At 57.7% G+C, this 23,925-nt stretch carries 23 protein-coding genes; 18 read left to right on the top strand and 5 right to left on the bottom strand.

What is annotated here, in order from left to right; translation table 11 throughout:
* The first annotated feature begins 214 nt into the window (after positions 1 to 214).
* The 5 genes from ytfQ to PUP35_RS02215 all read left to right on the top strand — a co-directional run bounded on the left by ytfQ (position 215) and on the right by PUP35_RS02215 (position 6,420).
* Entirely contained in the window at positions 215 to 1,171 is a 957-nt protein-coding gene (gene ytfQ / locus PUP35_RS02195; protein ID WP_014882271.1) for a galactofuranose ABC transporter substrate-binding protein YtfQ, read from the top strand.
* A 57-nt stretch (positions 1,172 to 1,228) separates the two neighbouring features.
* Positions 1,229 to 2,731, top strand: coding sequence for a galactofuranose ABC transporter, ATP-binding protein YtfR (ytfR, locus tag PUP35_RS02200; RefSeq protein ID WP_274241847.1), 1,503 nt, complete (start codon positions 1,229 to 1,231; stop codon positions 2,729 to 2,731).
* A 10-nt stretch (positions 2,732 to 2,741) separates the two neighbouring features.
* A complete protein-coding gene (gene ytfT / locus PUP35_RS02205; RefSeq protein ID WP_274241848.1) occupies positions 2,742 to 3,767 on the top strand; it encodes a galactofuranose ABC transporter, ATP-binding protein YtfT in 1,026 nt (341 codons plus the stop codon).
* Complete coding sequence (gene yjfF / locus PUP35_RS02210) at positions 3,754 to 4,755, top strand: galactofuranose ABC transporter, permease protein YjfF (RefSeq protein ID WP_023293434.1); 1,002 nt, start codon at positions 3,754 to 3,756, stop codon at positions 4,753 to 4,755. Before ytfT ends, yjfF begins: the two co-directional genes overlap by 14 nt.
* Positions 4,756 to 4,848: 93 nt before the next feature.
* On the top strand, positions 4,849 to 6,420 hold the full coding sequence (locus PUP35_RS02215; RefSeq protein WP_115876607.1) for a methyl-accepting chemotaxis protein: 1,572 nt from the start codon (positions 4,849 to 4,851) through the stop codon (positions 6,418 to 6,420).
* Here the strand turns inward: PUP35_RS02215 and PUP35_RS02220 are convergent.
* Together PUP35_RS02220 and fbp are read right to left on the bottom strand one after the other, a co-directional pair.
* Positions 6,392 to 6,748, bottom strand: coding sequence for a helix-turn-helix domain-containing protein (locus PUP35_RS02220; protein ID WP_274241849.1), 357 nt, complete (start codon positions 6,746 to 6,748; stop codon positions 6,392 to 6,394). The genes PUP35_RS02215 and PUP35_RS02220 overlap by 29 nt on opposite strands.
* 149 nt (positions 6,749 to 6,897) lie before the next feature.
* On the bottom strand, positions 6,898 to 7,896 hold the full coding sequence (fbp, locus tag PUP35_RS02225) for a class 1 fructose-bisphosphatase (protein ID WP_023310178.1): 999 nt from the start codon (positions 7,894 to 7,896) through the stop codon (positions 6,898 to 6,900).
* Positions 7,897 to 8,093: 197 nt separating this feature from the next.
* Here fbp and mpl point away from each other — a divergent pair, with 197 nt between their 5' ends.
* Positions 8,094 to 9,473, top strand: coding sequence for a UDP-N-acetylmuramate:L-alanyl-gamma-D-glutamyl-meso-diaminopimelate ligase (gene mpl, locus PUP35_RS02230; RefSeq protein WP_111965364.1), 1,380 nt, complete (start codon positions 8,094 to 8,096; stop codon positions 9,471 to 9,473).
* A gap of 78 nt (positions 9,474 to 9,551) precedes the next feature.
* On the opposite strand, the gene yjgA is transcribed toward mpl, so the two are convergent.
* Entirely contained in the window at positions 9,552 to 10,103 is a 552-nt protein-coding gene (gene yjgA / locus PUP35_RS02235; RefSeq protein ID WP_008501414.1) for a ribosome biogenesis factor YjgA, read from the bottom strand.
* A 95-nt stretch (positions 10,104 to 10,198) separates the two neighbouring features.
* Here yjgA and pmbA point away from each other — a divergent pair, with 95 nt between their 5' ends.
* The 12 genes from pmbA (at position 10,199) to PUP35_RS02295 (ending at position 20,876) form a co-directional block, all read left to right on the top strand.
* Positions 10,199 to 11,551 (top strand): metalloprotease PmbA, encoded by a 1,353-nt coding sequence (gene pmbA, locus PUP35_RS02240; RefSeq protein WP_047652092.1) that lies wholly within the window; start codon positions 10,199 to 10,201, stop codon positions 11,549 to 11,551.
* A gap of 38 nt (positions 11,552 to 11,589) precedes the next feature.
* Complete coding sequence (cybC, locus tag PUP35_RS02245; protein WP_008501412.1) at positions 11,590 to 11,976, top strand: cytochrome b562; 387 nt, start codon at positions 11,590 to 11,592, stop codon at positions 11,974 to 11,976.
* Positions 11,977 to 12,290: 314 nt separating this feature from the next.
* Positions 12,291 to 12,629 carry a glycine dehydrogenase gene (locus tag PUP35_RS02250; protein WP_115876605.1) on the top strand — a complete coding sequence of 113 codons (339 nt, stop codon included), beginning with the start codon at positions 12,291 to 12,293 and terminating at the stop codon, positions 12,627 to 12,629.
* A 10-nt stretch (positions 12,630 to 12,639) separates the two neighbouring features.
* Positions 12,640 to 13,002, top strand: coding sequence for an SFCGS family glycine-rich protein (locus PUP35_RS02255; RefSeq protein WP_010427372.1), 363 nt, complete (start codon positions 12,640 to 12,642; stop codon positions 13,000 to 13,002).
* A 2-nt stretch (positions 13,003 to 13,004) separates the two neighbouring features.
* On the top strand, positions 13,005 to 13,304 hold the full coding sequence (locus PUP35_RS02260) for a DUF4312 family protein (RefSeq protein ID WP_006810338.1): 300 nt from the start codon (positions 13,005 to 13,007) through the stop codon (positions 13,302 to 13,304).
* Between the two features lie 22 nt (positions 13,305 to 13,326).
* The gene (locus PUP35_RS02265) at positions 13,327 to 14,103 is read left to right on the top strand and encodes a DUF4311 domain-containing protein (protein ID WP_024907277.1); all 777 of its coding nucleotides are present in this window, start codon (positions 13,327 to 13,329) and stop codon (positions 14,101 to 14,103) included.
* A gap of 13 nt (positions 14,104 to 14,116) precedes the next feature.
* A complete protein-coding gene (locus tag PUP35_RS02270) occupies positions 14,117 to 14,758 on the top strand; it encodes a DUF4310 family protein (protein ID WP_003856081.1) in 642 nt (213 codons plus the stop codon).
* A 42-nt stretch (positions 14,759 to 14,800) separates the two neighbouring features.
* Complete coding sequence (locus PUP35_RS02275) at positions 14,801 to 15,934, top strand: amidohydrolase/deacetylase family metallohydrolase (protein ID WP_274241850.1); 1,134 nt, start codon at positions 14,801 to 14,803, stop codon at positions 15,932 to 15,934.
* Positions 15,918 to 17,036 carry a DgaE family pyridoxal phosphate-dependent ammonia lyase gene (locus PUP35_RS02280; protein WP_274241851.1) on the top strand — a complete coding sequence of 373 codons (1,119 nt, stop codon included), beginning with the start codon at positions 15,918 to 15,920 and terminating at the stop codon, positions 17,034 to 17,036. The genes PUP35_RS02275 and PUP35_RS02280 overlap by 17 nt, the downstream gene beginning before the upstream one ends.
* On the top strand, positions 17,033 to 17,773 hold the full coding sequence (dagF, locus tag PUP35_RS02285; RefSeq protein WP_274241852.1) for a 2-dehydro-3-deoxy-phosphogluconate aldolase: 741 nt from the start codon (positions 17,033 to 17,035) through the stop codon (positions 17,771 to 17,773). Before PUP35_RS02280 ends, dagF begins: the two co-directional genes overlap by 4 nt.
* A gap of 36 nt (positions 17,774 to 17,809) precedes the next feature.
* Positions 17,810 to 18,946 carry a lactonase family protein gene (locus PUP35_RS02290; RefSeq protein WP_274241853.1) on the top strand — a complete coding sequence of 379 codons (1,137 nt, stop codon included), beginning with the start codon at positions 17,810 to 17,812 and terminating at the stop codon, positions 18,944 to 18,946.
* 19 nt (positions 18,947 to 18,965) lie between these two features.
* Positions 18,966 to 20,876, top strand: a complete 1,911-nt coding sequence (locus tag PUP35_RS02295; protein ID WP_274241854.1) for a BglG family transcription antiterminator — start codon at positions 18,966 to 18,968, stop codon at positions 20,874 to 20,876.
* 32 nt (positions 20,877 to 20,908) lie between these two features.
* Here the strand turns inward: PUP35_RS02295 and nrdG are convergent, their stop codons facing one another.
* Positions 20,909 to 21,373: an anaerobic ribonucleoside-triphosphate reductase-activating protein gene (gene nrdG / locus PUP35_RS02300; protein WP_274241855.1), complete on the bottom strand. Its 465-nt coding sequence runs from the start codon at positions 21,371 to 21,373 to the stop codon at positions 20,909 to 20,911.
* Between the two features lie 105 nt (positions 21,374 to 21,478).
* Positions 21,479 to 23,617, bottom strand: coding sequence for an anaerobic ribonucleoside-triphosphate reductase (gene nrdD / locus PUP35_RS02305; protein WP_274241856.1), 2,139 nt, complete (start codon positions 23,615 to 23,617; stop codon positions 21,479 to 21,481).
* Positions 23,618 to 23,925: the final 308 nt, after the last annotated feature.

A 23,925-nucleotide genomic window follows, 5' to 3' on the forward strand; every position in this document is an offset into this window, starting at 1 on the left:
CTTCCCACTTTTCAGACCGATTCCATGACAGAAAAATCCATAAACTCAGCCGCATTTTTCATGGAGAAATGAAAGCGATTACAAACTTGTGATTAACGTTTTATTCACTTTTCTGAAGTGTGATGTAACGCAATTCGTTACATATTTCATGGGCTATAGTCATTCCGCAGAACATCTTTTAACCAACAATAACTCACCCTACGAGGACGTTCATATGTGGAAGCGCTTACTCCTGGTCACAGCAGTTTCGGCAGCCATGTCGTCTATGGCGATGGCCGCTCCCTTAACCGTAGGTTTTTCGCAGGTCGGCTCTGAATCTGGCTGGCGAGCGGCAGAAACCAACGTGGCGAAAAGCGAAGCTCAGAAACGCGGTATTACCCTGAAAATCGCCGATGGTCAGCAAAAACAAGAGAATCAGATCAAAGCCGTGCGCTCCTTTATCGCCCAGGGCGTGGATGCCATCTTTATTGCACCCGTCGTGGCAACCGGCTGGGAACCCGTCCTGAAGGAAGCGAAAGACGCTGAGATCCCGGTCTTCCTGCTCGACCGTTCCATCGACGTCAAAGACAAATCCCTTTATATGACAACCGTCACCGCTAACAACGTGCTTGAAGGGCAGTTGATTGGCGACTGGCTGGTGAAACAGGTCGACGGCAAGCCGTGTAACGTCGTTGAGCTGCAGGGCACCGTCGGCGCGAGCGTGGCCATCGACCGTAAAAAAGGCTTTGCTGAAGCCATCGCGAAAGCGCCAAACATCAAGATCATCCGCTCTCAGTCCGGCGACTTTACCCGTAGTAAAGGTAAAGAGGTCATGGAGAGCTTCATTAAGGCTGAAAACAACGGCAAGAATATCTGCATGGTTTACGCCCACAACGATGACATGGTAATCGGCGCGATTCAGGCAATTAAAGAAGCGGGCCTGAAGCCGGGCAAAGATATCCTCACCGGCTCTATCGACGGCGTGCCGGATATCTACAAAGCGATGATTGACGGCGAAGCCAACGCCAGCGTGGAGCTGACGCCAAACATGGCGGGCCCGGCATTCGACGCGCTGGAGAAATTCAAGAAAGACGGCACGATGCCGGAGAAAGTGACGGTTACCAAATCCACGCTCTACCTGCCTGACACGGCGAAAGAAGAGTTAGAGAAGAAGAAAAATATGGGCTACTAAGCCTGTCTGAATATGCCGGGTGGCGCTGCGCCATCCGGCTTGATGCAGGGGGAAACCATGACCACTGAACAACACCAGGAAATCCTCCGCACAGAGGGCTTGAGCAAATTCTTCCCCGGCGTAAAAGCGCTGGATAACGTTGATTTTAGCCTGCGGCGTGGGGAGATCATGGCGCTGCTGGGCGAGAACGGCGCGGGAAAATCGACGCTGATTAAATCCCTGACCGGCGTTTATCACGCCGACCGCGGCACCATCTGGCTGGAAGGCAACGCCATTTCGCCAAAAAATACCGCCCATGCCCAACAGCTGGGGATCGGGACGGTCTATCAGGAAGTGAACCTGCTGCCGAATATGTCGGTGGCGGATAATCTGTTTATTGGCCGTGAGCCGCGACGCTTTGGCCTGCTGCGCCGCAAAGAGATGGAGGCGCGGGCGACAAAGCTGATGGAATCCTACGGCTTCTCCCTCGACGTCCGCGAGCCGCTGAACCGCTTTTCCGTGGCGATGCAGCAGATCGTTGCCATCTGTCGCGCGATCGATCTCTCCGCGAAGGTACTCATCCTGGACGAACCCACCGCCAGCCTCGATACCCAGGAAGTGGAGATGCTCTTTACCCTGATGCGCCAGCTGCGCGATCAGGGCGTCAGCCTGATCTTCGTCACCCACTTCCTCGATCAGGTGTATGAGGTGAGCGATCGCATTACGGTGCTGCGCAACGGCAGCTTTGTCGGCTGCCACAAAACCCGCGAGCTGCCGCAAATCGAGCTGGTAAAAATGATGCTGGGTCGCGAGCTGGAGACCAACGCCCTCCAGCGCGCAGGGCGCACGCTGCTGAGCGAGAAGCCGGTCGCCGCGTTCAGCGATTACGGCAAAAAAGGAGTGATCTCACCGTTTAACCTTGAGGTGCGGCCAGGCGAAATTGTCGGCCTGGCGGGCCTGCTGGGCTCCGGCCGGACCGAGACCGCCGAGGTGATCTTCGGGATCAAGCCCGCGGACAGCGGCTGCGCGCTGATCAAGGGCAAACCGCAAACCCTGCGATCGCCGCATCAGGCCTCCTGTCTGGGCGTCGGCTTCTGCCCGGAAGATCGGAAAACGGACGGTATCATTGCCGCGGCCTCGGTGCGGGAGAATATCATTCTGGCGCTGCAGGCCCAGCGCGGCTGGCTGCGCCCGATCCCCCGTAAAGAGCAAAACGCCATAGCCGAGCGCTTTATCCGCCAGCTCGGCATCCGCACCCCGAGCGCGGAACAGCCGATCGAGTTCCTCTCCGGCGGCAACCAGCAGAAGGTGCTGCTGTCGCGCTGGCTGCTGACCAAACCGCAGTTCCTGATCCTCGACGAACCGACCCGCGGCATTGACGTGGGGGCGCACGCCGAAATTATCCGGCTTATCGAAACCCTGTGTGCAGACGGTCTGGCCCTGCTCGTCATTTCGTCCGAGCTGGAGGAGCTGGTAGGTTATGCCGATCGCGTCATTATCATGCGCGATCGCAAGCAGGTGGCAGAGATCCCGCTGGATAAGCTGTCCGTTCCGGCGATCATGAATGCCATTGCGGCATAAGGAGTGAATCGTGATGTCCCGTTCGCTTTCGCAAACCGGTGAGTCAAAGCGCCGCTTCAGCTGGCCAACCGGCACGCCGCAAATCGCGGCGCTGCTGGTGGTACTGCTGGTTGACAGCTTTGTCGCACCGCATTTCTTCCAGATTATCGTGCAGGATGGTCGCCTGTTTGGCAGCCCGATAGACATTCTGAACCGTGCTGCGCCCGTGGCGCTGCTGGCCATCGGGATGACGCTGGTCATTGCCACCGGCGGGATTGATCTCTCCGTCGGCGCGGTGATGGCTATCGCCGGGGCCACTGCAGCCGCCATGACCGTGGCCGGACACAGCCTGCCGGTGGTACTGCTGGCGGCGTTAGGCACCGGCGTGCTGGCCGGATTATGGAACGGCATTCTGGTGGCGGTGCTGAAAATTCAGCCCTTTGTCGCCACCCTTATCTTAATGGTGGCCGGGCGTGGGGTGGCGCAGCTGATTACCTCCGGCCAGATTGTCACCTTTAACTCCCCGAGCCTGGCGTGGCTTGGTAGCGGCAACCTTCTGTTCTTCCCGACGCCGGTGATTATTGCCCTGGCCACGCTGGTTGTCTTTTGGCTCTTCACCCGTAAAACGGCGCTCGGCATGTTCATTGAGGCCGTCGGGATCAACATCCGCGCCGCGCGCAACGCCGGGGTCAACACCCGGCTGATGGTGATGCTGACCTACGTGCTGAGCGGCGTTTGCGCCGCCATCGCAGGGGTGATCGTCGCGGCGGATATCCGCGGAGCCGATGCCAACAACGCCGGGCTCTGGCTGGAGCTGGACGCAATCCTGGCGGTGGTCATCGGCGGCGGGTCGCTGATGGGCGGGCGCTTTAACCTGCTGCTCTCGGTGATCGGCGCGCTGATCATTCAGGGCATGAACACCGGGATCCTGCTTTCGGGATTCCAGCCGGAACTCAATCAGGTGGTGAAAGCGGTGGTCGTGCTCTGCGTGCTGATCGTCCAGTCGCCGCGCTTTGTCAGCATCATTAAGGGGATCCGTGGCCATGATAAAACGTAATTTGCCGTTGATGATCACGCTGGGCGTGTTTGTGCTGGGGTATCTCTACTGCCTCACCCAGTTTCCCGGTTTCGCCTCCACGCGTGTGATCTGCAATATACTGACCGATAACGCTTTTTTAGGCATTATCGCCGTCGGGATGACCTTTGTGATCCTCTCCGGCGGGATCGATCTCTCCGTCGGCTCGGTGATCGCGTTTACGGGCGTGTTCCTCGCGAAGGCGATCGGCTTCTGGGGGATCTCTCCGCTGGTGGCGTTTCCGCTGGTGCTGGCGATGGGCTGCGCGTTCGGCGCCTTTATGGGGCTGCTGATCGACGCGCTGAAAATCCCGGCGTTTATCATTACCCTCGCGGGGATGTTCTTCCTGCGCGGCGTGAGCTATCTGGTGTCGGAAGAGTCGATTCCCATTAACCATCCGGTGTACGACACGCTCTCCAGCCTGGCGTGGAAAATTCCCGGCGGCGGTCGTTTGAGCGCGATGGGGCTGCTGATGCTGGGCGTGGTGGTGATCGGCATCTTCCTCGCCCACCGTACCCGGTTTGGCAATCAGGTTTACGCCATCGGCGGTAACGCCACGTCGGCAAACCTGATGGGGATCTCGACCCGCAGCACTACCATCCGCATCTATATGCTCTCGACAGGCCTGGCGACGCTGGCGGGTATCGTCTTCTCGGTGTACACCCAGGCGGGCTATGCCCTTGCAGGCGTTGGCGTTGAGCTGGATGCGATTGCTTCTGTGGTCATCGGCGGTACGCTGCTTAGCGGCGGCGTGGGTACGGTGCTGGGGACGCTGTTCGGCGTGGCTATACAGGGGCTGATACAAACCTATATCAACTTTGACGGCACGCTCAGCTCGTGGTGGACGAAGATCGCCATCGGCATTCTGCTGTTTATTTTTATTGCCCTGCAGCGTGGCTTGACTGTGCTCTGGGAGAACCGTCAAAGCTCACCTGTTACCCGCGTAAACACATCGGTAACAGAGCGATAACACGCTGAATTTGCTTAAAGTCTAAACATTTTCCGGTAGCGGCCGATACTCTTTTTTTATGCCCAGAAATATCTCGCTACCGGAAATAATATCATGCTTAAAACGCTATCGATTCGTACCGGCTTGCTCTCTTTACTGGCCGTTATGACCCTTCTGCTGCTGATTGTCAGCGGCATTGGCATTTATGCCCTCACACAGAGTTCTTCTTCGCTGCAGCGCATTAATCACCTTCAGGGTGAGCAGATGGTGCAGCTAAATTCAGGCTATACGCTGATCCTGCGCGCCCGCAATGAAGCGGGTCAGGCCGTCCGCATGATGGAAATCGGCATGCTGGACGATGCGGCCAAAGCGGTAAAAAACATCAATCAGGAAGTTGCCCTAGCCCAGAAAACGCTGAAAGGCGTGATTGACGGCGGCGTGGCTGACGAGCAGGGACAACAGCTGCTCGACAAAGTGTCAGCCAGCCTGGCGACGTATAACCAGCAGGGGATCAACCCGATGTTGAAAACCCTGAACGACCAGAGCGCGGACGGGTATTACGATCTGCTGGAGAAGACGCTGATCCCGGTGGCGAAACAGTTTGATAACGATATGCAGGCGTTTCAGAAATGGAGCGAAGCGCGTGGTCAGGCGGAAGTGAGTGCCGTACAGTCGAGTAAAACCCGCGTGCTGATCCTGATTATCGTCGCAGCGCTGCTGACGGCGGGCATTATCGTGCTCGCGTGGCTGGTGCTGCGCCATATGCTGCTCCAGCCGCTCTCGGCCTCCATTGCTCAGCTGGAGAACGTGGCGGCGGGGGATTTAACCCATACGCTTGCCGCGCCCGCGAGTCAGGAGTTTAACCGCCTCAACGCGGTGATAGAGGAGATGCGACAGTCGCTGATGAACTCGGTAATGCGGGTACGCGATGCCAGCTCGCAAATTGACACCGGCAGCCGCGAACTGACCTTGGGAAACCGCGATCTTGCCGAGCGTACGGAATCCACCGCCACGTCGCTGGAGCAGACGGCGGCCAGCATGGAACAAATCACCGCGACGGTGAAACTCAACGCGGATAACGCCGAGCAGGCGCACCAGCTGGCGAAGTCGGTGTCCGATACGGCCGATCACGGCAGCGAAATGGTCTGCTACGTGATTGAAAAAATGCGCGATATCTCCGGCAGCTCGGCGCGCATCGCCGACATCCTGAGCGTGATCGACGGTATTGCCTTCCAGACCAATATTCTGGCGCTTAACGCCTCCGTGGAAGCGGCGCGCGCGGGCGAGCAAGGGCGTGGTTTTGCCGTCGTCGCGGGCGAGGTGCGAAACCTTGCCAGCCGCAGCGCCGACGCGGCGAAAGAGATCCGATCGCTTATCAGTGATTCGCAGACCCACGTTAACGAGGGCAGCGAGCTGGCTCAGCAGGCTGGCGAAACGATGGATGAGATCGCAACAGAAGTGCTGCGCATGACCAAACTGATGCGCGAGATTGCGACCGCGTCCCAGGAGCAGAGCCGCGGCATTGAGCAGGTGAATATTGCGGTGAATCAGATGGACGAAACCGCGCAGCAGAATGCGGCGCTGGTGCAGCAATCCTCCGCTGCGACCCGCTCCCTTGAGGAGCAGTCGCGTCAGCTGATGGAAGCGATGTCATCATTCAAAGTGACGACTCAGACCGCTGCATAATATTACTCAACCCCGGTACGTTCTGTGCCGGGGTTTTATTTTTCCCGGAATTAATTGCCGCAATATTATCGTGAATTTCACCCATTAATATTTCCAGCGAGCTGGTTAAGGCTAACGCTTTTTCCGTCGGTTCAAGATATAAACCTTTTCGGAAAAATAATGGTTCATCAAAGAGTTGATTAAAACGCTTTAAGGCCAGACTTACCGCGGGGCGTGACATCTCCAGACGCAAAGAGGCTTTTGCCATGCTGCCGCAGCGGACGATTTCAATAAATACAGGGATAAGATTTAAATCAATGCCGGTATTAGAACGGGAATAATTGTTCATTGCGATTCTGCTCCACGAAATATCTGTCAAACTGTTATGGAAATAATGCAGGAGCATTGGTGAATATTAAAGCATGTTTTTTATAAACACTTATACGGTAAAATATATAAATGACAGGGGAGCCAGAACGGCTCCCCTGAAGAGAGATATTACGCGTCCGGGTACTCACGGATAAAACGTTCAACGTCTTCAACCATGTGGTTGTTGCCGACGAAGAATGAACGGCGCTGGTGAAGACTTTCCGGCACGATATCCAGAATACGCTCTTTACCGTCGCTCGCCTTGCCGCCCGCCTGTTCGGCGAGGAATGCCATCGGGTTGCACTCGTACAGCAGACGCAGTTTCCCGTCCGGATGGCTGGCGGTGCTTGGGTAGAGGTAGATACCGCCTTTCAGCAGGTTACGGTGGAAATCAGCGACCAGAGAGCCAATATAGCGGGACGTGTAAGGGCGCTGGGTCGCTTTATCTTCTTCCTGGCAGAATTTAATGTACTTCTTCACGCCGTTCGGGAATCGGATGTAGTTGCCTTCGTTGATGGAGTAGGTGTTGCCCTTTTCCGGGAAGCGCATGCGTTCCTGGCTCAGGCAGAAAACGCCCAGTGAAGGATCGTACGTAAAGGCGTGAACCCCACATCCGGTGGTATACACCAGCATGGTGGAGGAGCCATAAACGACGTAACCGGCAGCAACCTGATTAATGCCAGGCTGCAGGAAATCTTCTTCGGTCACCGGCGTGCCAACAGGCGTGACGCGGCGATAGATGGAGAAAATGGTACCGACAGAAACGTTAACGTCGATGTTTGAGGAACCGTCGAGCGGATCCATCAGAACAACGTATTTAGCGTGTTCACACCCTTCGAAAACAACAATTTCATCTTCTTCTTCAGAGGCGATACCCGCAACGATGTCGCGCGCGCGCAGTGCAGCTTTCAGTTTTTCATTTGCGAACAGATCGAGTTTCTGTTGAACCTCGCCCTGAACGTTCTCGGCACCGCTGGCACCCAGGATATCGACCAGACCGGCCTTGTTGATATCGCGGTGGATGATCTTAGCGCCCAGCTTTATTGCCGACAGCAAAGCAGTGAGTTCACCGGTAGCATGAGAGAACTCGTGCTGCTTTTCGACAATAAATTCACCTAACGTTTTCATAACACTTTCCCTGCATCTTTGTGAGTAGAGCGATTGTATGTTCACTAAAACGACTAAAGCCCAACAATCTTAACAAATATTCAAATAGTAGCGCAGAGGTGAATCGCGCCAGCAACATACGGATTTACCTGAAATGCGTTTCACAGCCGCTAACATGTGAGTAAAATGTGCGCCACATTGAAGAAGGATAGTGACGTATGCGCATTCATATATTGGGGATTTGTGGCACTTTCATGGGCGGACTGGCAATGCTGGCGCGCTCGCTGGGCCATGAAGTGACAGGTTCGGACGCCAATGTGTATCCGCCAATGAGCACACTTCTGGAAAAACAGGGCATCTCTTTAATTCAGGGCTACGATGCCAGCCAGCTGGATCCCGAGCCGGACCTGGTGATCGTTGGTAACGCGATGACCCGCGGCAATCCGTGCGTCGAGGCGGTACTGGAACGCAATATTCCGTTCATGTCCGGCCCGCAGTGGCTGCATGACTTCGTCCTGCGCGACCGCTGGGTGGTTGCCGTTGCCGGTACTCATGGTAAAACCACGACCGCGGGCATGGCAACCTGGATCCTCGAAGCCTGCGGCTATAAGCCGGGCTTCGTGATCGGCGGCGTACCGGGTAATTTCGACGTTTCTGCGCGTCTGGGTGACAGCCCGTTCTTCGTGATCGAAGCCGATGAATACGACTGCGCGTTCTTCGACAAGCGCTCCAAGTTCGTGCATTACTGCCCGCGCACCCTGATCCTCAACAATCTTGAGTTCGACCACGCGGATATTTTTGACGATCTGAAAGCGATTCAGAAACAGTTCCACCATCTGGTGCGCATTGTTCCGGGTCAGGGGCGCATCATCCTGCCGGAGAACGATATCAACCTGAAGCAGACTCTGGCGATGGGCTGCTGGAGCGAGCAGGAGCTGGTGGGCGAGCAGGGCCACTGGCAGGCGAAGAAACTCAACGCCGATGCCTCCGAGTGGGAAGTGCTGCTCGACGGTGAAAAAGTGGGTGAGGTGAAGTGGGGCCTGGTGGGCGAGCACAACATGCACAACGGCCTGATGGCCATTGCTGCGGCGCGTCATGTCGGCGTTCTGCCTGCGGATGCAGCCAACGCGCTGGGCTCGTTTATCAATGCCCGCCGCCGTCTGGAACTGCGCGGTGAAGCCCACGGCGTTACCGTGTATGACGATTTCGCGCACCACCCAACGGCCATTCTGGCAACGCTTGCCGCCCTGCGTGGCAAGGTCGGCGGTACCGCGCGCATTCTGGCGGTGCTGGAACCGCGTTCGAATACCATGAAGATGGGCATCTGCAAAGACGATCTGGCGCCGTCGTTAGGGCGTGCCGATGAAGTCTTCCTGCTGCAGCCGCAGCATATTCCGTGGCAGGTGGCTGAAGTAGCCGACGCCTGCATTCAGCCTGCGCACTGGAGTGCGGATGTGGATGCGCTCGCGGATATGGTGGTGAAAGCCGCTCAGCCCGGCGACCATATTCTGGTGATGAGCAACGGCGGGTTCGGTGGGATCCATCAGAAGCTGCTGGACGGTCTGGCGAAGAAAGCGGAAGCGGCAGCCGACGCGTAAAAAAAAAGCCCGGTGGCGCTCGCGCTTACCGGGCCTACGCTCTTTTCTCCCTCGCCCCACAGGGGTGAGGGGAACGAATTACTCTTCGTTCTCAGACAGCTCGCGCAGATACTGGAAAATCAGGCGCGCGGACTTCGGCGGCTTATTCCCTTCTTTCTCTTTCTTCGCGTTGCGGATCAAGGAACGCAGCTGCTGGCGGTCGGCATCCGGCCACAGGTTCAGCACTTCCGGCACGGCATCATCACCCTGTTCAATCAGACGATCGCGGATCTGCTCCAGCTTATGAAACAGCGCAACCTGCTGGTTGTGGCGGTTTTTCAGCTTGTCCAGCGCCTGGCGGATCGGATCGACGTCGCGCTGACGCAGCATTTTCCCGATAAGCTGAAGCTGGCGACGACGGCCTTCTTTTTTGATTTTCTGTGCCAGTTCAATGGCATCGCGCAGATCCTGGTCGAGCGGGATCTTGTCCAGCGCGTTTTTGCCCAGCTCTACCATTTCCGCGCCAAGCTGTTTTAACTCTTCGGCGTCACGTTTAATTTCACTTTTACTGACCCAGATGATCTCATCATCTTCGTCTTCGATGTCATCACCGGGAACGTCGTCGAGCCAGTCTTCGGGCTGCTTAGTCATGTCAGGCTCCTTAAAAAAAGAGGCTAATGTTACCAGTTAAGACGCGCACTGAAAAACGGTTCTCTGTTAGACTTCAGATAACTCTCTCTTACAGTATGGCATTTGCGATGAAAGTAACCTCACAAGTTGAAGCGCAGCGTAAGATTCTTGAAGAAGCCGTCTCCACCGCGCTGATGCTTGCTTCAGAAAAATCAGATGGCGCCGAAGTGGCGGTCAGCAAAACCACCGGCATCAGCGTGAGTACCCGCTATGGTGAAGTGGAGAATGTAGAATTCAACAGCGATGGCGCGCTTGGGATCACGGTGTATCACCAGAATCGCAAAGGCAGCGCGTCATCCACCGATCTCAGCCCGGATGCCATTGCCCGTACGGTGCAGGCGGCGCTGGATATTGCCCGCTACACCTCGCCGGATCCTTACGCCGGCGTGGCGGATAAAGATCTGCTGGCGTTTGACGCGCCGGATCTCGATCTGTTCCACCCTGCGGAAGTGAGCCCGGACGAAGCGATCGAGCTGGCCGCGCGCGCGGAGCAGGCTTCCCTGCAGGCGGATAAGCGCATCACCAATACCGAAGGCGGCAGCTTCAACAGCCACTACGGCATCAAAGTCTTCGGCAACAGCCACGGCATGCTGCAGGGCTACTGCTCTACCCGCCACTCGCTCTCCAGCTGCGTCATCGCCGAAGAAAACGGTGACATGGAGCGTGACTACGCCTACACCATTGGCCGCGCGCTGGGGGATTTGCAGTCTCCTGAGTGGGTGGGTAAAGAGTGTGCCGAACGTACGCTGTCTCGCCTGTCGCCGCGTAAACTCTCCACCATGAAAGCGCCTGTTATCTTTGCCAACGAAGTGGCGACCGGTCTGTTTGGCCATCTGGTGGGCGCTATCGCGGGCGGCTCCGTTTACCGTAAGTCGACCTTCCTGCTCGACTCGCTGGGCAAGCAGATCCTGCCGGAATGGCTGACCATCGAAGAGCATCCGCATCTGCTGAAGGGGCTTGCCTCCACGCCGTTCGACAGCGAAGGCGTGCGCACCGAACGTCGCGATATCGTTAAAGACGGCATTCTGACCCAGTGGCTGCTGACCAACTACTCCGCGCGCAAGCTGGGGCTGAAAAGCACCGGGCACGCGGGCGGCATTCACAACTGGCGTATTGCCGGACAGGGCCTGAACTTTGAGCAGATGCTGAAAGAGATGGGCACCGGTCTGGTGGTCACCGAGCTGATGGGTCAGGGCGTAAGCGGCATCACCGGAGACTACTCGCGCGGCGCGGCGGGCTTCTGGGTGGAAAACGGCGAAATCCAGTATCCGGTGAGCGAAATTACTATCGCCGGCAACCTGAAGGATATGTGGCGCAATATCGTTACGGTCGGTAACGATATTGAAACACGCAGCAATATACAGTGTGGTTCTGTATTACTCCCGGAAATGAAAATCGCCGGACAATAGAGATAGCGTTTTGTTAATAATAAAAAAGGAAGTGAGCAATGCGTAAACATCTGTTAGCGATCGTCGCGGCTTCAACGCTGGTTCTTGGCTCTTCTGCGTTTGCTGCCGATCTTGAAGACGACATGGGCATCCTCGGTCAAAACCTGAAGGTGGTGCAGAAAACCGACAATGCGGCGGAAATGAAAGACGCGCTGACCAAAATGCGAGAAGCGGCGCTGGACGCACAGAAAGCGACGCCTCCGAAGCTGGAAAGCAAAGCGGCAGACAGCGCAGAGATGAAAGACTACCGCCACGGCTTTGACGTGCTGGTCGGCCAGATCGACGGCGCGCTGAAGCTGGCTAACGAAGGCAAAGTGAAGGAAGCCCAGGCGGCAGCCGAGCAGTTTGTGACGACCCGTAATACGTATCACAAGAAATACCGTTAACCGATCGCGCATCTGACAAACAACCAGCGGGGGCCAGCGGCCCCCGTTTTTTTACGCGGTAATAAGTAAACCCTATCGCCATCACATTTTTGCGTCACCACGCCTGAACGTTTCGTTTCCCCGGCGCGCGTTTTGCCGCTGGAATACGTGATATTCATCACGCAAATACCGTCATTAATTCAGATTCACCGCATTTATGTGGCACAGATCACTGCCGCGGCTCGCCTTTCCACTTCGAAGTGGAAAACAACTCGCTACAAACAATTCCCCCCCAACGTTAGTTTTATTCCAGAGCCATTAACGGGGTAAGACCAGTGATTAACGGAGCGGTAATGAACGACGTTGGGGAACAGGCGGAGCAAACAGAACAGCTCGCGAACACCATGCTGCAGCAGGTTTATGCCCTGCTGTCCCGGAACAACATCATCCCCAATGCGGTACAGGAGCAGATGCTCACTTCCCACGTGCGCGCCATGGCGCACCGGTCCGTGACCGGCGAGCCGCTGCCGGAGGTTGAAGCAGAGCTGTTTGACGAAATTTCACCGGATTCAATGCGGCTCGCCCGTGAAGTGGTCGCGCAGTTTGGCAACCTTCCTGATGAAGAAGCCTGGCTGCTCTCCGTTCACTTTGAAGTCGCGAAAGACAACCTTTAAGGAGCAACACATGGAACAGATTACAGTCGTGATTGGCGATCGCCTGGGTAAAGGTCAGAAAGTGGCAGCCGGTGTGGAAAAAGCAGGTGGACGCGCGGTTGTCGTACCGGGCATGGCGGCAGACATGAAGCTCGGCGACATGATGAAAGCAGAAAACGCCACCTTCGGTATTTCCTTTTGCGGCAGCGGCGGTGCGGGTGCCATCACCGCCCAGACCAAATACGGCTACAAGGCCAAATACGGCATGCGTTCCGTGGAAGAGGGCGTGACCGCCATCAACGAAGGCTGCAACGTGCTGGGCTTTGGCTTTATGGATAAAGAAGAGCTGGGCGAGCGTCTGGTGCAGGCGTGGCAGAAAAAATACGGCGCATAAGCATGAAAGAACAGTTCACAACCACGGTAAGAGTGAAGGGCAAAGGCGACGCCAAAGCGCGCGCCTTTGCCGACGCGCTCAACCACGTTCAGGCCGCGGTGATGAAAGCCTCACCGCATATCTTACTGCGTATTGAGCCACAGGATGTGCAGGTCGTTCAGGCGCAAGAAGCGGTGCGTAAAGAAGCGTTTCTGTTCTTCTTTCTGCGCCGGGAAAGACGCACCTACAGCGTGGAGCTGGATGTGACCGTCAACGTGACCGCTATCAATCTTGACCAGGTGGATTTCGTCACGCAACGCTGATTATTCATAAAAGGGCAGACTGATGTTCTTAATTATATTAATAAAATCGCTCATCATTGGCGGCCTGGTTGGCGTCGGTGTCGGAGCCGGGGCTGCACGCATGTTTCATGCGCCTACCACTCAGGGTATGGGCGCGTTTCGTACGTTGGGGGAACTGAACTCCTGTGAAGGGGATCCGGCGTCCCACTTCTCCTTTGGGTTAGGTTTCTTCTTTAACGCCTGGGCCTCTTCCGTGGCCGCAGGTGCCTTCACACAGGACGTTGACCACCGCATCATCCCGAACTGGGGTGCTGCTGCACTGATGATCAAAAACCGTAACGTCGGCGAAACGCTGCACGACCCGCGCAAAATGGCGATTGCCTGCGGCCTGATCGGCATGATTGTCGTGACCTTCCTTAACCTTACCGCCTCCTCCGTGCCGGCAGCGCTTCAGGTCACCGCCGTGAAGGTGCTGGTGCCTGCGGCAAACCTGCTGGTGAACACCGTGATGCCGGTGATCTTCTGGCTGGCGGCCATCGACGCGGGTAAAAAATCGGGCTTCTGGGCCACCATTTTTGGCGGCGCGGCGCAGCTGATTATGGGGAACGCCGTACCGGGCCTGGTGCTGGGGATCCTGATCGGTAAAGGCGTAGAAGAGAGCGGCTGGAACCACGTCACCAAAGTGATGATGGCGGCTATCGTCCTGCTCTTCGTGCTGAGCGGCTTCTTCCGCGGCTTCGACATGAAGATGATTGAATCCTTCCATCTGACCGTGCCGAACTGGCTCGACATGATCCACAACTCGCTCAGCGGTAAATAACAGGAGCCTCTAAATGGAACAGAATAAAGGTTTTTGGTATGCCGACTGGTCGTTCCCGATCTTCGTTGGCCTGCTCTCCTCCGGCGTGTTTGCCGGGACGCACATGTACTACCTCTACGGCATCGGCGCGTTTAACGAAGTGGCCTTCGTGGCGATGCTGAAAGCGGGCATTGATACCGGCGTTTACGGCGCGGTGGCGGCGTTTGGCGCGAGCTTCCTGTTCGCCCGTATTATCGAAGGGTCGCTGGTTGGTATTCTCGACATCGGCGGCGCGATCCAGACCGGCGTGGGCCTTGGCGTTCCGGCGCTGCTGCTGGGCGCGGGGATCATGTTCCCGGTGACCAACTTCATTGCTTCGCTGATCACCGGGCTGGTGATTGGCCTGGCGATTGGCTACGTCATCATCCTGGCGCGTAAGTTCACTATCAACCAGAGCAACTCCACCTACGGCGCAGACGTGATGATGGGGGCTGGCAACGCCTCCGGCCGCTTCCTCGGGCCGCTGATTATTCTCAGCGCCATGACCGCCTCCATTCCAATCGGCGTCGGTTCGCTGGTGGGGGCTCTGCTGTTCTACATCTGGCAGAAGCCGATTACCGGTGGCGCTATCCTCGGCGCGATGATTCTGGGCTGGCTGTTCCCGGTCGCCCTTTAATACCCGCGGGCGCTCCGGCGCCCGCCTTTTCAGGAGATCCTCATGTTTGATTTACTCCTGCGCCGCGCGCGCCTCGCCGACGATACCCTGACCGATATCGCGATTCAGGACGGGAAGATTGCCGCGACGGGCGACATTGACGCTCCCGCTCGCAAGACGGTTGATCTTAACGGTGACGTGTTCGTCAGCGCAGGCTGGATTGACTCCCACGTACACTGCTACCCGAATTCCCCGATTTACCACGACGAGCCGGACAGCGTGGGCATTGCCACCGGCGTCACCACCGTAGTGGACGCGGGCAGTACCGGGGCCGACGATGTGGACGATTTCTATGACATCACCCGCAGGGCCTCCACCGAGGTCTTTGCCCTGCTGAACATCTCCCGCGTGGGGCTGATTGCCCAGAACGAGCTGGCCAACATGGCCAATATTGACGCCGACGCGGTGAAAGAGGCGGTGACGCGCCACCCTGATTTTATCGTCGGCCTGAAGGCGCGCATGAGCAGCAGCGTGGTCGGTGAAAACGGCATCACGCCGCTGGAGCGTGCCAAAGCCATTCAGAAAGAGAACGGCGATCTGCCGCTGATGGTGCACATTGGCAACAACCCGCCGAACCTCGACGAAATTGCCGAGCTGCTGAGCTCCGGCGACATCATCACCCACTGCTACAACGGCAAGCCTAACCGCATTCTGACGCCCTCCGGCGAGCTGCGCGCCTCCATTACGTCTGCGCTGAAGCGCGGCGTGCGTCTGGACGTCGGGCACGGTACGGCGAGCTTCAGCTTTGAGGTGGCGAAACGCGCCATCGCGATGGGCATCCTGCCGCACACCATCAGCTCGGACATCTACTGCCGCAACCGCATCAACGGCCCGGTGGGTTCGCTGGCAAGCGTGATGTCGAAGTTTCTCGCCATCGGCATGTCATTGCCGCAGGTGATTGACTGCGTCACGGCGAACGCCGCCGACGGCCTGCGCCTGACGCGCAAGGGCCGCATTCAGCCGGGTCTCGACGCCGATCTGACGCTATTTACCCTCAAGCGCCAGCCAACGGTGCTGACGGATGCCGAAAACGACAGCCTGCAGGCTGAACACATTCTGGTGCCGCTTGCCGCGATCCGCGCGGGCAAGGGCTACATGACCGAACAAGGGAGCACGGAACATGCCTTCGATTTATGAGAAGTACAACTTAAAGCAGGTGATCAACACCTCTGGCCGCATGACGGCGCTCGGCGTCTCCACGCCGCGCCCGGAAGTCGTGCAGGCGGCGATGGACGGCATGAATCACTATTTCGAGATGAAGGATCTGGTCAACAAAACCGGGGATTACATCGCGAAGCTGCTGGACGTGGAAGGGGCGACGGTGGTTTCCTGCGCGTCGGCGGGCATTGCCCAGTCCGTGGCCGCGGTGCTGGTAAAAGACAGCGACTGGCTGCTGGAAAACCTGCACGTCACCCCGATTGAGAACAACGAAATCGTCCTGCCGAAAGGGCACAACGTGAACTTTGGCGCGCCGGTGGGCACCATGGTGGCGTTGGGCGGCGGCAGGCTGGTGGAAGCGGGCTACGCCAACGAATGTTCCGCCGATCAGCTGGCGGCGGCGATTACCCCGCGCACGGCGGCGATCATGTACATCAAATCTCACCACTGCGTGCAGAAAAGCATGCTCAGCGTCGAGCAGGCGGCGGTTGTCGCACGTAAACACGACTTGCCGCTCATCGTGGATGCCGCGGCGGAAGAAGACCTGCACGCGTACTACCGTTCTGGCGCGGACCTGGTCATCTACAGCGGCGCGAAGGCGATCGAAGGCCCAACCAGCGGTCTGGTGATCGGCAAAACCCGGTACGTTGAGTGGGTTAAGCGCCAGACGGCGGGCATTGGCCGCGCGATGAAGGTCGGCAAAGAGGGCATTCTCGGCCTGACCTGCGCCATCGAACACTACCTGACGGCCACTAAAGAGAGCGGCGCCGAGATGGTGGCGAAAATGACGCCGTTTATCGAGGCGCTCAACACCCTGAACGGTGTGACCGCGCGCGTGGTCTGGGACAGCGCCGGACGCGATATTGCCCGCACCGAGATTAAGTTTGACGAAGTCACGACCGGCGTCGGCACGGGCGATCTGGTGGCGAAGCTCAAGCAGGGCGAGTACGCCATTTACTTCCGTGGCTACAAGGCCAACGAAGGGATTATTGAGGCGGACGTGCGCAGCGTAAACGCTGACCAGCTGAACATCGTGTACCGCCGCATTAGTGAAGTATTAGGACAGGAGAAAAACGCATGAAACTGACCCCCAACTTTTACCGTGACCGCGTCTGTCTGAACGTGCTGGCAGGGTCGAAAGCCAACGCCAGCGCCATCTACGAGGCGGCGGAAGGTCACGTGCTGGTGGGCGTGCTCTCCAAAAATTACCCGGACGTGGCGAGCGCTGTTGCTGATATGCGCGAATACGCGAAGCTGATTGATAACGCGCTGTCTGTTGGGCTGGGCGCGGGCGACCCGAACCAGTCGGCGATGGTGAGTGAAATCTCCCGCCAGGTGCAGCCGCAGCACGTTAACCAGGTCTTTACCGGCGTGGCCACCAGCCGCGCGCTGCTGGGGCAGAATGAGTCCGTGGTCAACGGTCTGGTCTCTCCGACAGGCACCGTTGGCATGGTAAAAATCTCCACCGGCCCGCTGAGCAGCAAAGCGTCGGACGGTATCGTGCCGGTTGATACCGCGATTGCCCTGCTGAAAGATTTCGGCGGCAGCTCCATCAAATACTTCCCGATGGGCGGCCTCAAGTACCGTGACGAGTACAAGGCGGTAGCGGAAGCCTGCGCCCGCCACGACTTCTGGCTGGAGCCGACCGGAGGTATCGATCTGGAAAACTATGAGGAGATCCTGCAGATCGCCCTCGACGCGGGCGTGAGCAAAATCATCCCGCATATCTACAGCTCGATTATCGACAAAGCCAGCGGCGATACGCGTCCGGAAGACGTGCGTACGCTGCTGGCGATGACGAAGAAGCTGGTTAAATAAAACAAAACTAAACCGCACATACCTGAAGGAGCCACCATGCACACCCGTACCCTGCTTGTCGCTTCACTCTCAATGTTCGCCACCGCCGCTGTCGCCCAGACGCAATACGCCTGGGTGGGTACCTATAATCCGAACGGTGAAGGGCTGTACCGTTTTACTGTTAACCCGCAAACCGGCGCGCTGAACGATAAAACGCTGGTGAGCAAACTGCCGAATGCGGCGCAGCTGACCCTTTCACGAGACGGCAAAACGCTGTATCTGGCAAGTGAAGTGGAGCAGGGCGTGGTGCAGGCGCTGCGCGTCGGCGATAACGGTGAGCTGAGCGAGCTCAATCAGATGGCCTCCGGCGGTGCGGGACCGGTGTATCTCTCCCTGACGCCGAACGGCAAGCATCTTCTGGTGGCGAACTACATCAGCGGATCGATTGCCATTTTACCCGTCAACGCAGACGGCAGCCTGGGTGAAGCCACGGACAAACGTCAGGATCAAGGCGAACCGGGCGCGGCGAAGCCGGAAGCTGCCGTCCAGGGCAGTTTCGCGATCAGCGATCATAACGGCCCGCATGCGCACATGATCGCCGCCGATCCGAGCGGGAAATACGTGTTTTCGACCGATCTTGGGCTGGATCGCATCTATCAGTACCGCTTTGACGATCGGACAGGAAAGCTGACGCCGAACGATCCGCCGTTTATCAGCGCCTCCTCAAAAGGGGCCGGGCCGCGCCACTTTGTCTTTACGCCAAAGGGCGATGCCCTGTGGCTGATTAACGAAGAGGCGTCTACGCTCACCCGGTATACCGTGAACGCCAACGGCACCTTAAAAGAGGGCAAAACAATTTCAGCCCTGCCTGAAGGTTACAAAGGCACCAGCTTTGCTGCCGGTCTGGCGTTAAGCGCAGACGGCAAACAGCTGTATGTGGCTAACCGTTTGCATAACAGCATCGGGCACTTTACCGTAACGGCGGAGGGCATGCTGACGCATCAGGATGACGTGTGGACGCGTGGTGATTATCCCCGCACCCTGACGCTCGATAAACAGGGACGCTGGCTGTACGTCATGAACCAGCGCAGCGACAACATTACCCGTTTCCGCGTGGCGCAGGACGGGAAATTGAGCTTCGAACCGGACTATACCCCGGTCGGCAGCCCATCCCAGATGGTCATTTCACCTTAAGCCGTAAGAGGACAACGACGTGCGATTTCCGAACCAACGTTTAGCGCAACTTTTCGAACTGTTGCAAAACGAGACGCTGCCGCAGGACGAACTGGCGCAGCGGCTGTCGGTTTCCACGCGAACCGTCCGTGCCGATATCACCGCCCTGAACGCGCTGCTGGCAAGCCACGGCGCGCAGTTTATCTTGAGCCGGGGCAACGGCTATCAGCTCAAAATAGATGATGCCCAGCGCTATCAGCAGCTGCAGGCCTCCCACCCGCGCGCGCTGCGTATCCCCCGCACCGGGCCGGAGCGCGTGCATTATCTGGTGGTACGTTTTTTGACCTCGGCATTTTCTCTTAAGCTGGAGGATCTGGCGGACGAGTGGTTTATCAGCCGCGCGACGCTGCAAAGCGACATGGCCGAAGTCCGCGAGTGGTTTCATCGCTATAACCTGACGCTGGAAACGCGTCCGCGCCACGGCATGAAGCTGTTTGGCAGCGAGATGTCGACCCGCGCGTGCCTGACCGATCTGCTCTGGGAGCTGGCGCAGCAGGACAGCCTGAACCCGCTGGTGACCGACGTGGCGCTAAATGCGGGCGTGGCGGAGAAGATGGTGCCGGTGCTGCACGACGCCCTGACGCGTCACCACATTCGCCTGACCGATGAAGGCGAGCTGTTCCTGCGCCTGTACTGCGCGGTGTCGGTACGGCGCATCAGCGAGGGCTATCCGCTGCCGGAATTCCACGCCGAAGACGTGGAAGAGAACGTGCGCGAGGCGGCTAAGGATATCGCCGTCACCATTCAGCAGCTGGCGGGCAAGGCGCTTTCGCCGTCGGAGGAGAGCTGGCTGTGCGTGCACATTGCGGCGCGGCAGATTCAGGAGATCGCGCCCAGCGCCATTAACGCCGACGACGACGAAGCGCTGGTCAACTACATCCTGCGCTACATCAACACCCACTATAACTACAACCTGCTCAGCGACGAACAGTTGCACGCGGATCTGCTCACGCACATCAAAACCATGATCACCCGCGTGCGGTATCAAATTATGATCCCCAATCCGCTGCTGGATAACATCAAGCAGCACTACCCGATGGCGTGGGACATGACGCTGGCGGCGGTGTCGAGCTGGGGCAAATACACGCCGTATGCGATCAGCGAAAACGAGATTGGCTTCCTGGTGCTGCACATTGGCGTCGGGCTGGAGCGCCACTACAACATCGGCTACCAGCGCCAGCCGCGCGTGCTGCTGGTATGCGACGCCGGTAACGCGATGGTCCGCATGATTGAGGCGGTGCTGCAGCGTAAATATCCGCAGATTGAGGTGACGCGCACGCTCACCCTGCGCGAGTACGAGGTTGCGGAAACCATTGGCGAAGACTTTGTGATAGCCACCGCACGCGTCAGCGAAAAGTCGAAACCGGTAGTAACGATCGCCCCGTTCCCGACCGACTATCAGTTAGAACAGATTGGCAAACTGGTGCTCGTGGACCGTACCCGGCCGTGGATGCTGGATAAATACTTCGACGCGGCCCATTTCCGCATTATCGACAAGCCAATCGATCAGCAGACGCTGTTCCGCGAGCTGTGTGAACAGCTTGAAGCAGAAGGCTTTGTCGGCGCGGAGTTTCTGGATTCGGTTGTTGAGCGTGAAGCCATCGTCAGCACCATGCTCGGCGACGGCATTGCGCTCCCGCACTCCCTCGGCCTGCTGGCGCAGAAAACGGTGGTCTACACTGTGCTCGCCCCGCACGGCGTTCAGTGGGGCGACGAAACCGCGCACGTCATCTTCCTGCTCGCCATCAGCAAAAGCGAGTACGAAGAGGCGATGGCGATTTACGATATCTTCGTCACCTTCCTGCGCGAGCGGGCGATGTCGAGGCTTTCTAGCTGCGGAGATTTTGCCGGGTTTAAGGCGGTGGCGATGGAGAGTTTGAGTCGGTTTTGAGGTAAGGGCGGATGGATAACATCCGCCTTTGATCAACGCAAATGATGTACAACCTGGTTACTGCTGCCGCGCCAGATCAAAGACGGGTCTTTTAAATCCTGCACGAACTTGCCGTCGACCAGCACGTTAATCAGATCCACCACTTCCATCTGCTGCGTATTCAGTTCATCCAGCCTGTAGCCTGTCCAGACCCAGATATCTTTTCCCGCACACTCTGCACGAATGCGCTTCACCAGCTTCAGGATATCCGGCACGTTTTGCGGGTGCAGCGGATCGCCGCCGGAGAGCGAAACCCCCTGGCGTTTGATGCGCGTGTCGTTCAGGTCGCTGATGATTTTATCTTCCATCTCCGCGGTGAACGGCATGCCGGAGTTCAGGCGCCAGGTGCTTTTGTTGTAGCAGCCGGGGCATTCGTGGACGCAGCCTGAAACGAACAGGGTGCAGCGGGTGCCGGGGCCGTTGACGATGTCGACAGGGTAGTACTGGTGATAGTTCATAGCGAATAACCACGCCGGGTGGCGCTGCGCTTACCCGGCCTACAAAAGAGAGCGGTCCGTAGGCCCGGTAATCGCAGCGCCACCGGGCATTAACGTGGCTGAGGATTAACCGATCTGCCCATTCCCCAAATGCTTGACGCGACGCTTCACCTCTTCCTGCTTGCCGGCGTTAAACGGACGCGCATCCGGGCTACCGAGATAGCCGCACACGCGACGTGTCACGGATACGCGGGCAGCATCGTGGTTGCCGCATTTCGGGCAGGTAAAGCCTTTGCTCGTACATTCAAACTCACCGGTAAAGCCGCATTCGTAGCACTCGTCGATAGGCGTGTTGGTCCCGTAATACGGCACGTGCTGGTAGCTGTAATCCCACACGTCCTCCAGCGCCTTCAGGTTGTGCTGAATGTTCGGGTACTCGCCGTAGCAGATGAAGCCGCCGCTGGCGATCGGCGGATAGGCCGCTTCGAAGTCGATCTTGTCGTACGGGTTGACCTTCTTCTCGACGTCGAGGTGGAAGCTGTTGGTGTAGTACCCTTTGTCGGTCACGCCCTCCACAATGCCGAACTCGGCGGTGTCCAGACGGCAGAAGCGGTCGCACAGGTTCTCGCTCGGCGTGCTGTAGAGGCTAAACCCGTAGCCGGTTTCCTCTTTCCACTGGTCTACCGCGTCGCGCAGGCGCTGAACGATGGCGATCCCTTTTTCGCGCAGGGCTTCGCTGTCGTACATGTGCGTGTCGCCAAACAGCGCGTTGATGGTTTCGTGAATGCCGATGTAGCCCAGCGAAATGGACGCGCGACCGTTTTTGAAGATCTCGGATACGTCATCGTCCGCCTTCAGGCGCACGCCGCAGGCCCCTTCCATATAGAGGATCGGCGCGACGCGGGCTTTCACCCCTTCCAGACGGGCGATACGGGTCATCAGCGCTTTGCGCGCCAGCTGCAGACGTTCATCCAGCAGTTTCCAGAACTCAGCTTCATTACCTTTCGCCTCCAGCGCGATGCGCGGCAGGTTGAGGCTGATGACGCCCAGGTTGTTGCGCCCGTCGTGGATCTGCTCGCCGTTTTCATCCTCGTACACGCCGAGGAAGCTGCGGCAGCCCATTGGCGTTTTAAACGAACCGGTAACTTTCACAACCTGGTCGTAGTTCAGGATGTCCGGATACATGCGCTTGCTCGCGCACTCCAGCGCCAGCTGTTTGATGTCGTAGTTCGGATCGCCAAACTTGTGGTTCAGGCCGTCGCGGATGGCGAACACCAGTTTCGGGAACACCGCCGTTTTGCGGTTCTTGCCGAGGCCGGAAATACGGTTGCGAAGGATCGACTGCTGGATCAGGCGTGATTCCCAGCTGGTGCCCAGGCCAAAGCCGAAGGTCACAAACGGCGTCTGGCCGTTGGCGGTGTGCAGCGTGTTCACCTCATATTCCAGCGACTGGAAGGCATCGTAGCACTCTTTCTCGGTACGGGAGTGCGCGTAGCCGTCAGCGTCCGGGATCTGCCACTCTTCGGCCGTTTTACGGTGCTTGAAGAAGCTTGCCGTCACGAACGGGGCCAGCACTTCATCAATGCGGTTAATGGTGGTGCCGCCATAAATATGGCTGGCGACCTGGGCGATGATCTGCGCCGTGACCGCGGTGGCCGTGGAGATCGACTTAGGCGGTTCAATCTCTGCGTTACCCATTTTAAAACCGTGGGTCAACATGCCTTTCAGGTCGATCAGCATGCAGTTGAACATCGGGAAGAACGGCGAATAGTCGAGATCGTGGTAGTGAATTTCGCCGCGCTCGTGCGCCGAGACTACGTCGCGCGGCAGCAGATGCTGACGGGCATAGTGTTTGGCGACGATGCCGGCCAGCAGGTCGCGCTGGGTCGGGATCACTTTACTGTCTTTGTTGGCGTTTTCATTGAGCAGGGCAGAGTTGGTCTGCTCTACCAGACCACGGATCTCCTGGTTCAGACGCCCGCGCTTCTCACGCTGCACGTCACGATCGTGGCGGTACTCAATGTAGGCGCGCGCCAGCTGCTTGTAGGGCCCTGCCATGAGCTGGTTCTCAACCGCGGTCTGGATCTCGTTGATATCGACCTGGCTGCGTTCGTTCATCTGGCTGCTAACGACTTCTGCGACGGTGGCGCAGTAATCTGCGTCATCGACTCCCGCTGCTTTAGCTGCACGCAGAATGGCTTCCTGGATGCGCTCTGATTTAAACGGCACTTTACAGCCATCACGTTTCATCACATGCGGTGTCATGATCACTCCATTTTTTGAAAACAGGTTATCCACAGAGGTGGAGAAGTCTTCTCCGGGCGTATTCCCCGCCAGGCCAAAGACTTCCCGCGTTCCCAGCTCGTGTTATCCACAATTCCGGCCAGCGTAAGCGCCGTCTTGTTGTTGGAATAGTAGACGATAAATACAAGATGTTGGGTTGGCGTGCATTTTAAGTGCTACATATAGTGATTTGCATCAAACATGTTTGCGATTTATTTGATGCAGAACAAAGTAAAAAAACGAGAGTACAAACGACGGGCGCTTCAGCGATTGTAAAGGCGCGAGAGAAA

Origin of the sequence: Enterobacter sp. S-33, from assembly GCF_028735835.1 — a bacterium.
GTDB classification, from domain to species: domain Bacteria; phylum Pseudomonadota; class Gammaproteobacteria; order Enterobacterales; family Enterobacteriaceae; genus Enterobacter; species Enterobacter vonholyi.

What these genes read in the sequence shown, in the direction of transcription:
- ytfQ (WP_014882271.1), top strand. Translation starts at nt 215, where the DNA reads ATGTGGAAGCGCTTACTCCTGGTCACAGCAGTTTCGGCAGCCATGTCG.
- ytfR (WP_274241847.1), top strand. Translation starts at nt 1,229, where the DNA reads ATGACCACTGAACAACACCAGGAAATCCTCCGCACAGAGGGCTTGAGC.
- yjfF (WP_023293434.1), top strand. Translation starts at nt 3,754, where the DNA reads ATGATAAAACGTAATTTGCCGTTGATGATCACGCTGGGCGTGTTTGTG.
- PUP35_RS02215 (WP_115876607.1), top strand. Translation starts at nt 4,849, where the DNA reads ATGCTTAAAACGCTATCGATTCGTACCGGCTTGCTCTCTTTACTGGCC.
- PUP35_RS02220 (WP_274241849.1), bottom strand. Translation starts at nt 6,748, where the DNA reads ATGAACAATTATTCCCGTTCTAATACCGGCATTGATTTAAATCTTATC.
- fbp (WP_023310178.1), bottom strand. Translation starts at nt 7,896, where the DNA reads ATGAAAACGTTAGGTGAATTTATTGTCGAAAAGCAGCACGAGTTCTCT.
- mpl (WP_111965364.1), top strand. Translation starts at nt 8,094, where the DNA reads ATGCGCATTCATATATTGGGGATTTGTGGCACTTTCATGGGCGGACTG.
- yjgA (WP_008501414.1), bottom strand. Translation starts at nt 10,103, where the DNA reads ATGACTAAGCAGCCCGAAGACTGGCTCGACGACGTTCCCGGTGATGAC.
- pmbA (WP_047652092.1), top strand. Translation starts at nt 10,199, where the DNA reads ATGGCATTTGCGATGAAAGTAACCTCACAAGTTGAAGCGCAGCGTAAG.
- cybC (WP_008501412.1), top strand. Translation starts at nt 11,590, where the DNA reads ATGCGTAAACATCTGTTAGCGATCGTCGCGGCTTCAACGCTGGTTCTT.
- PUP35_RS02255 (WP_010427372.1), top strand. Translation starts at nt 12,640, where the DNA reads ATGGAACAGATTACAGTCGTGATTGGCGATCGCCTGGGTAAAGGTCAG.
- PUP35_RS02260 (WP_006810338.1), top strand. Translation starts at nt 13,005, where the DNA reads ATGAAAGAACAGTTCACAACCACGGTAAGAGTGAAGGGCAAAGGCGAC.
- PUP35_RS02265 (WP_024907277.1), top strand. Translation starts at nt 13,327, where the DNA reads ATGTTCTTAATTATATTAATAAAATCGCTCATCATTGGCGGCCTGGTT.
- PUP35_RS02270 (WP_003856081.1), top strand. Translation starts at nt 14,117, where the DNA reads ATGGAACAGAATAAAGGTTTTTGGTATGCCGACTGGTCGTTCCCGATC.
- PUP35_RS02275 (WP_274241850.1), top strand. Translation starts at nt 14,801, where the DNA reads ATGTTTGATTTACTCCTGCGCCGCGCGCGCCTCGCCGACGATACCCTG.
- PUP35_RS02280 (WP_274241851.1), top strand. Translation starts at nt 15,918, where the DNA reads ATGCCTTCGATTTATGAGAAGTACAACTTAAAGCAGGTGATCAACACC.
- dagF (WP_274241852.1), top strand. Translation starts at nt 17,033, where the DNA reads ATGAAACTGACCCCCAACTTTTACCGTGACCGCGTCTGTCTGAACGTG.
- PUP35_RS02290 (WP_274241853.1), top strand. Translation starts at nt 17,810, where the DNA reads ATGCACACCCGTACCCTGCTTGTCGCTTCACTCTCAATGTTCGCCACC.
- nrdG (WP_274241855.1), bottom strand. Translation starts at nt 21,373, where the DNA reads ATGAACTATCACCAGTACTACCCTGTCGACATCGTCAACGGCCCCGGC.
- nrdD (WP_274241856.1), bottom strand. Translation starts at nt 23,617, where the DNA reads ATGACACCGCATGTGATGAAACGTGATGGCTGTAAAGTGCCGTTTAAA.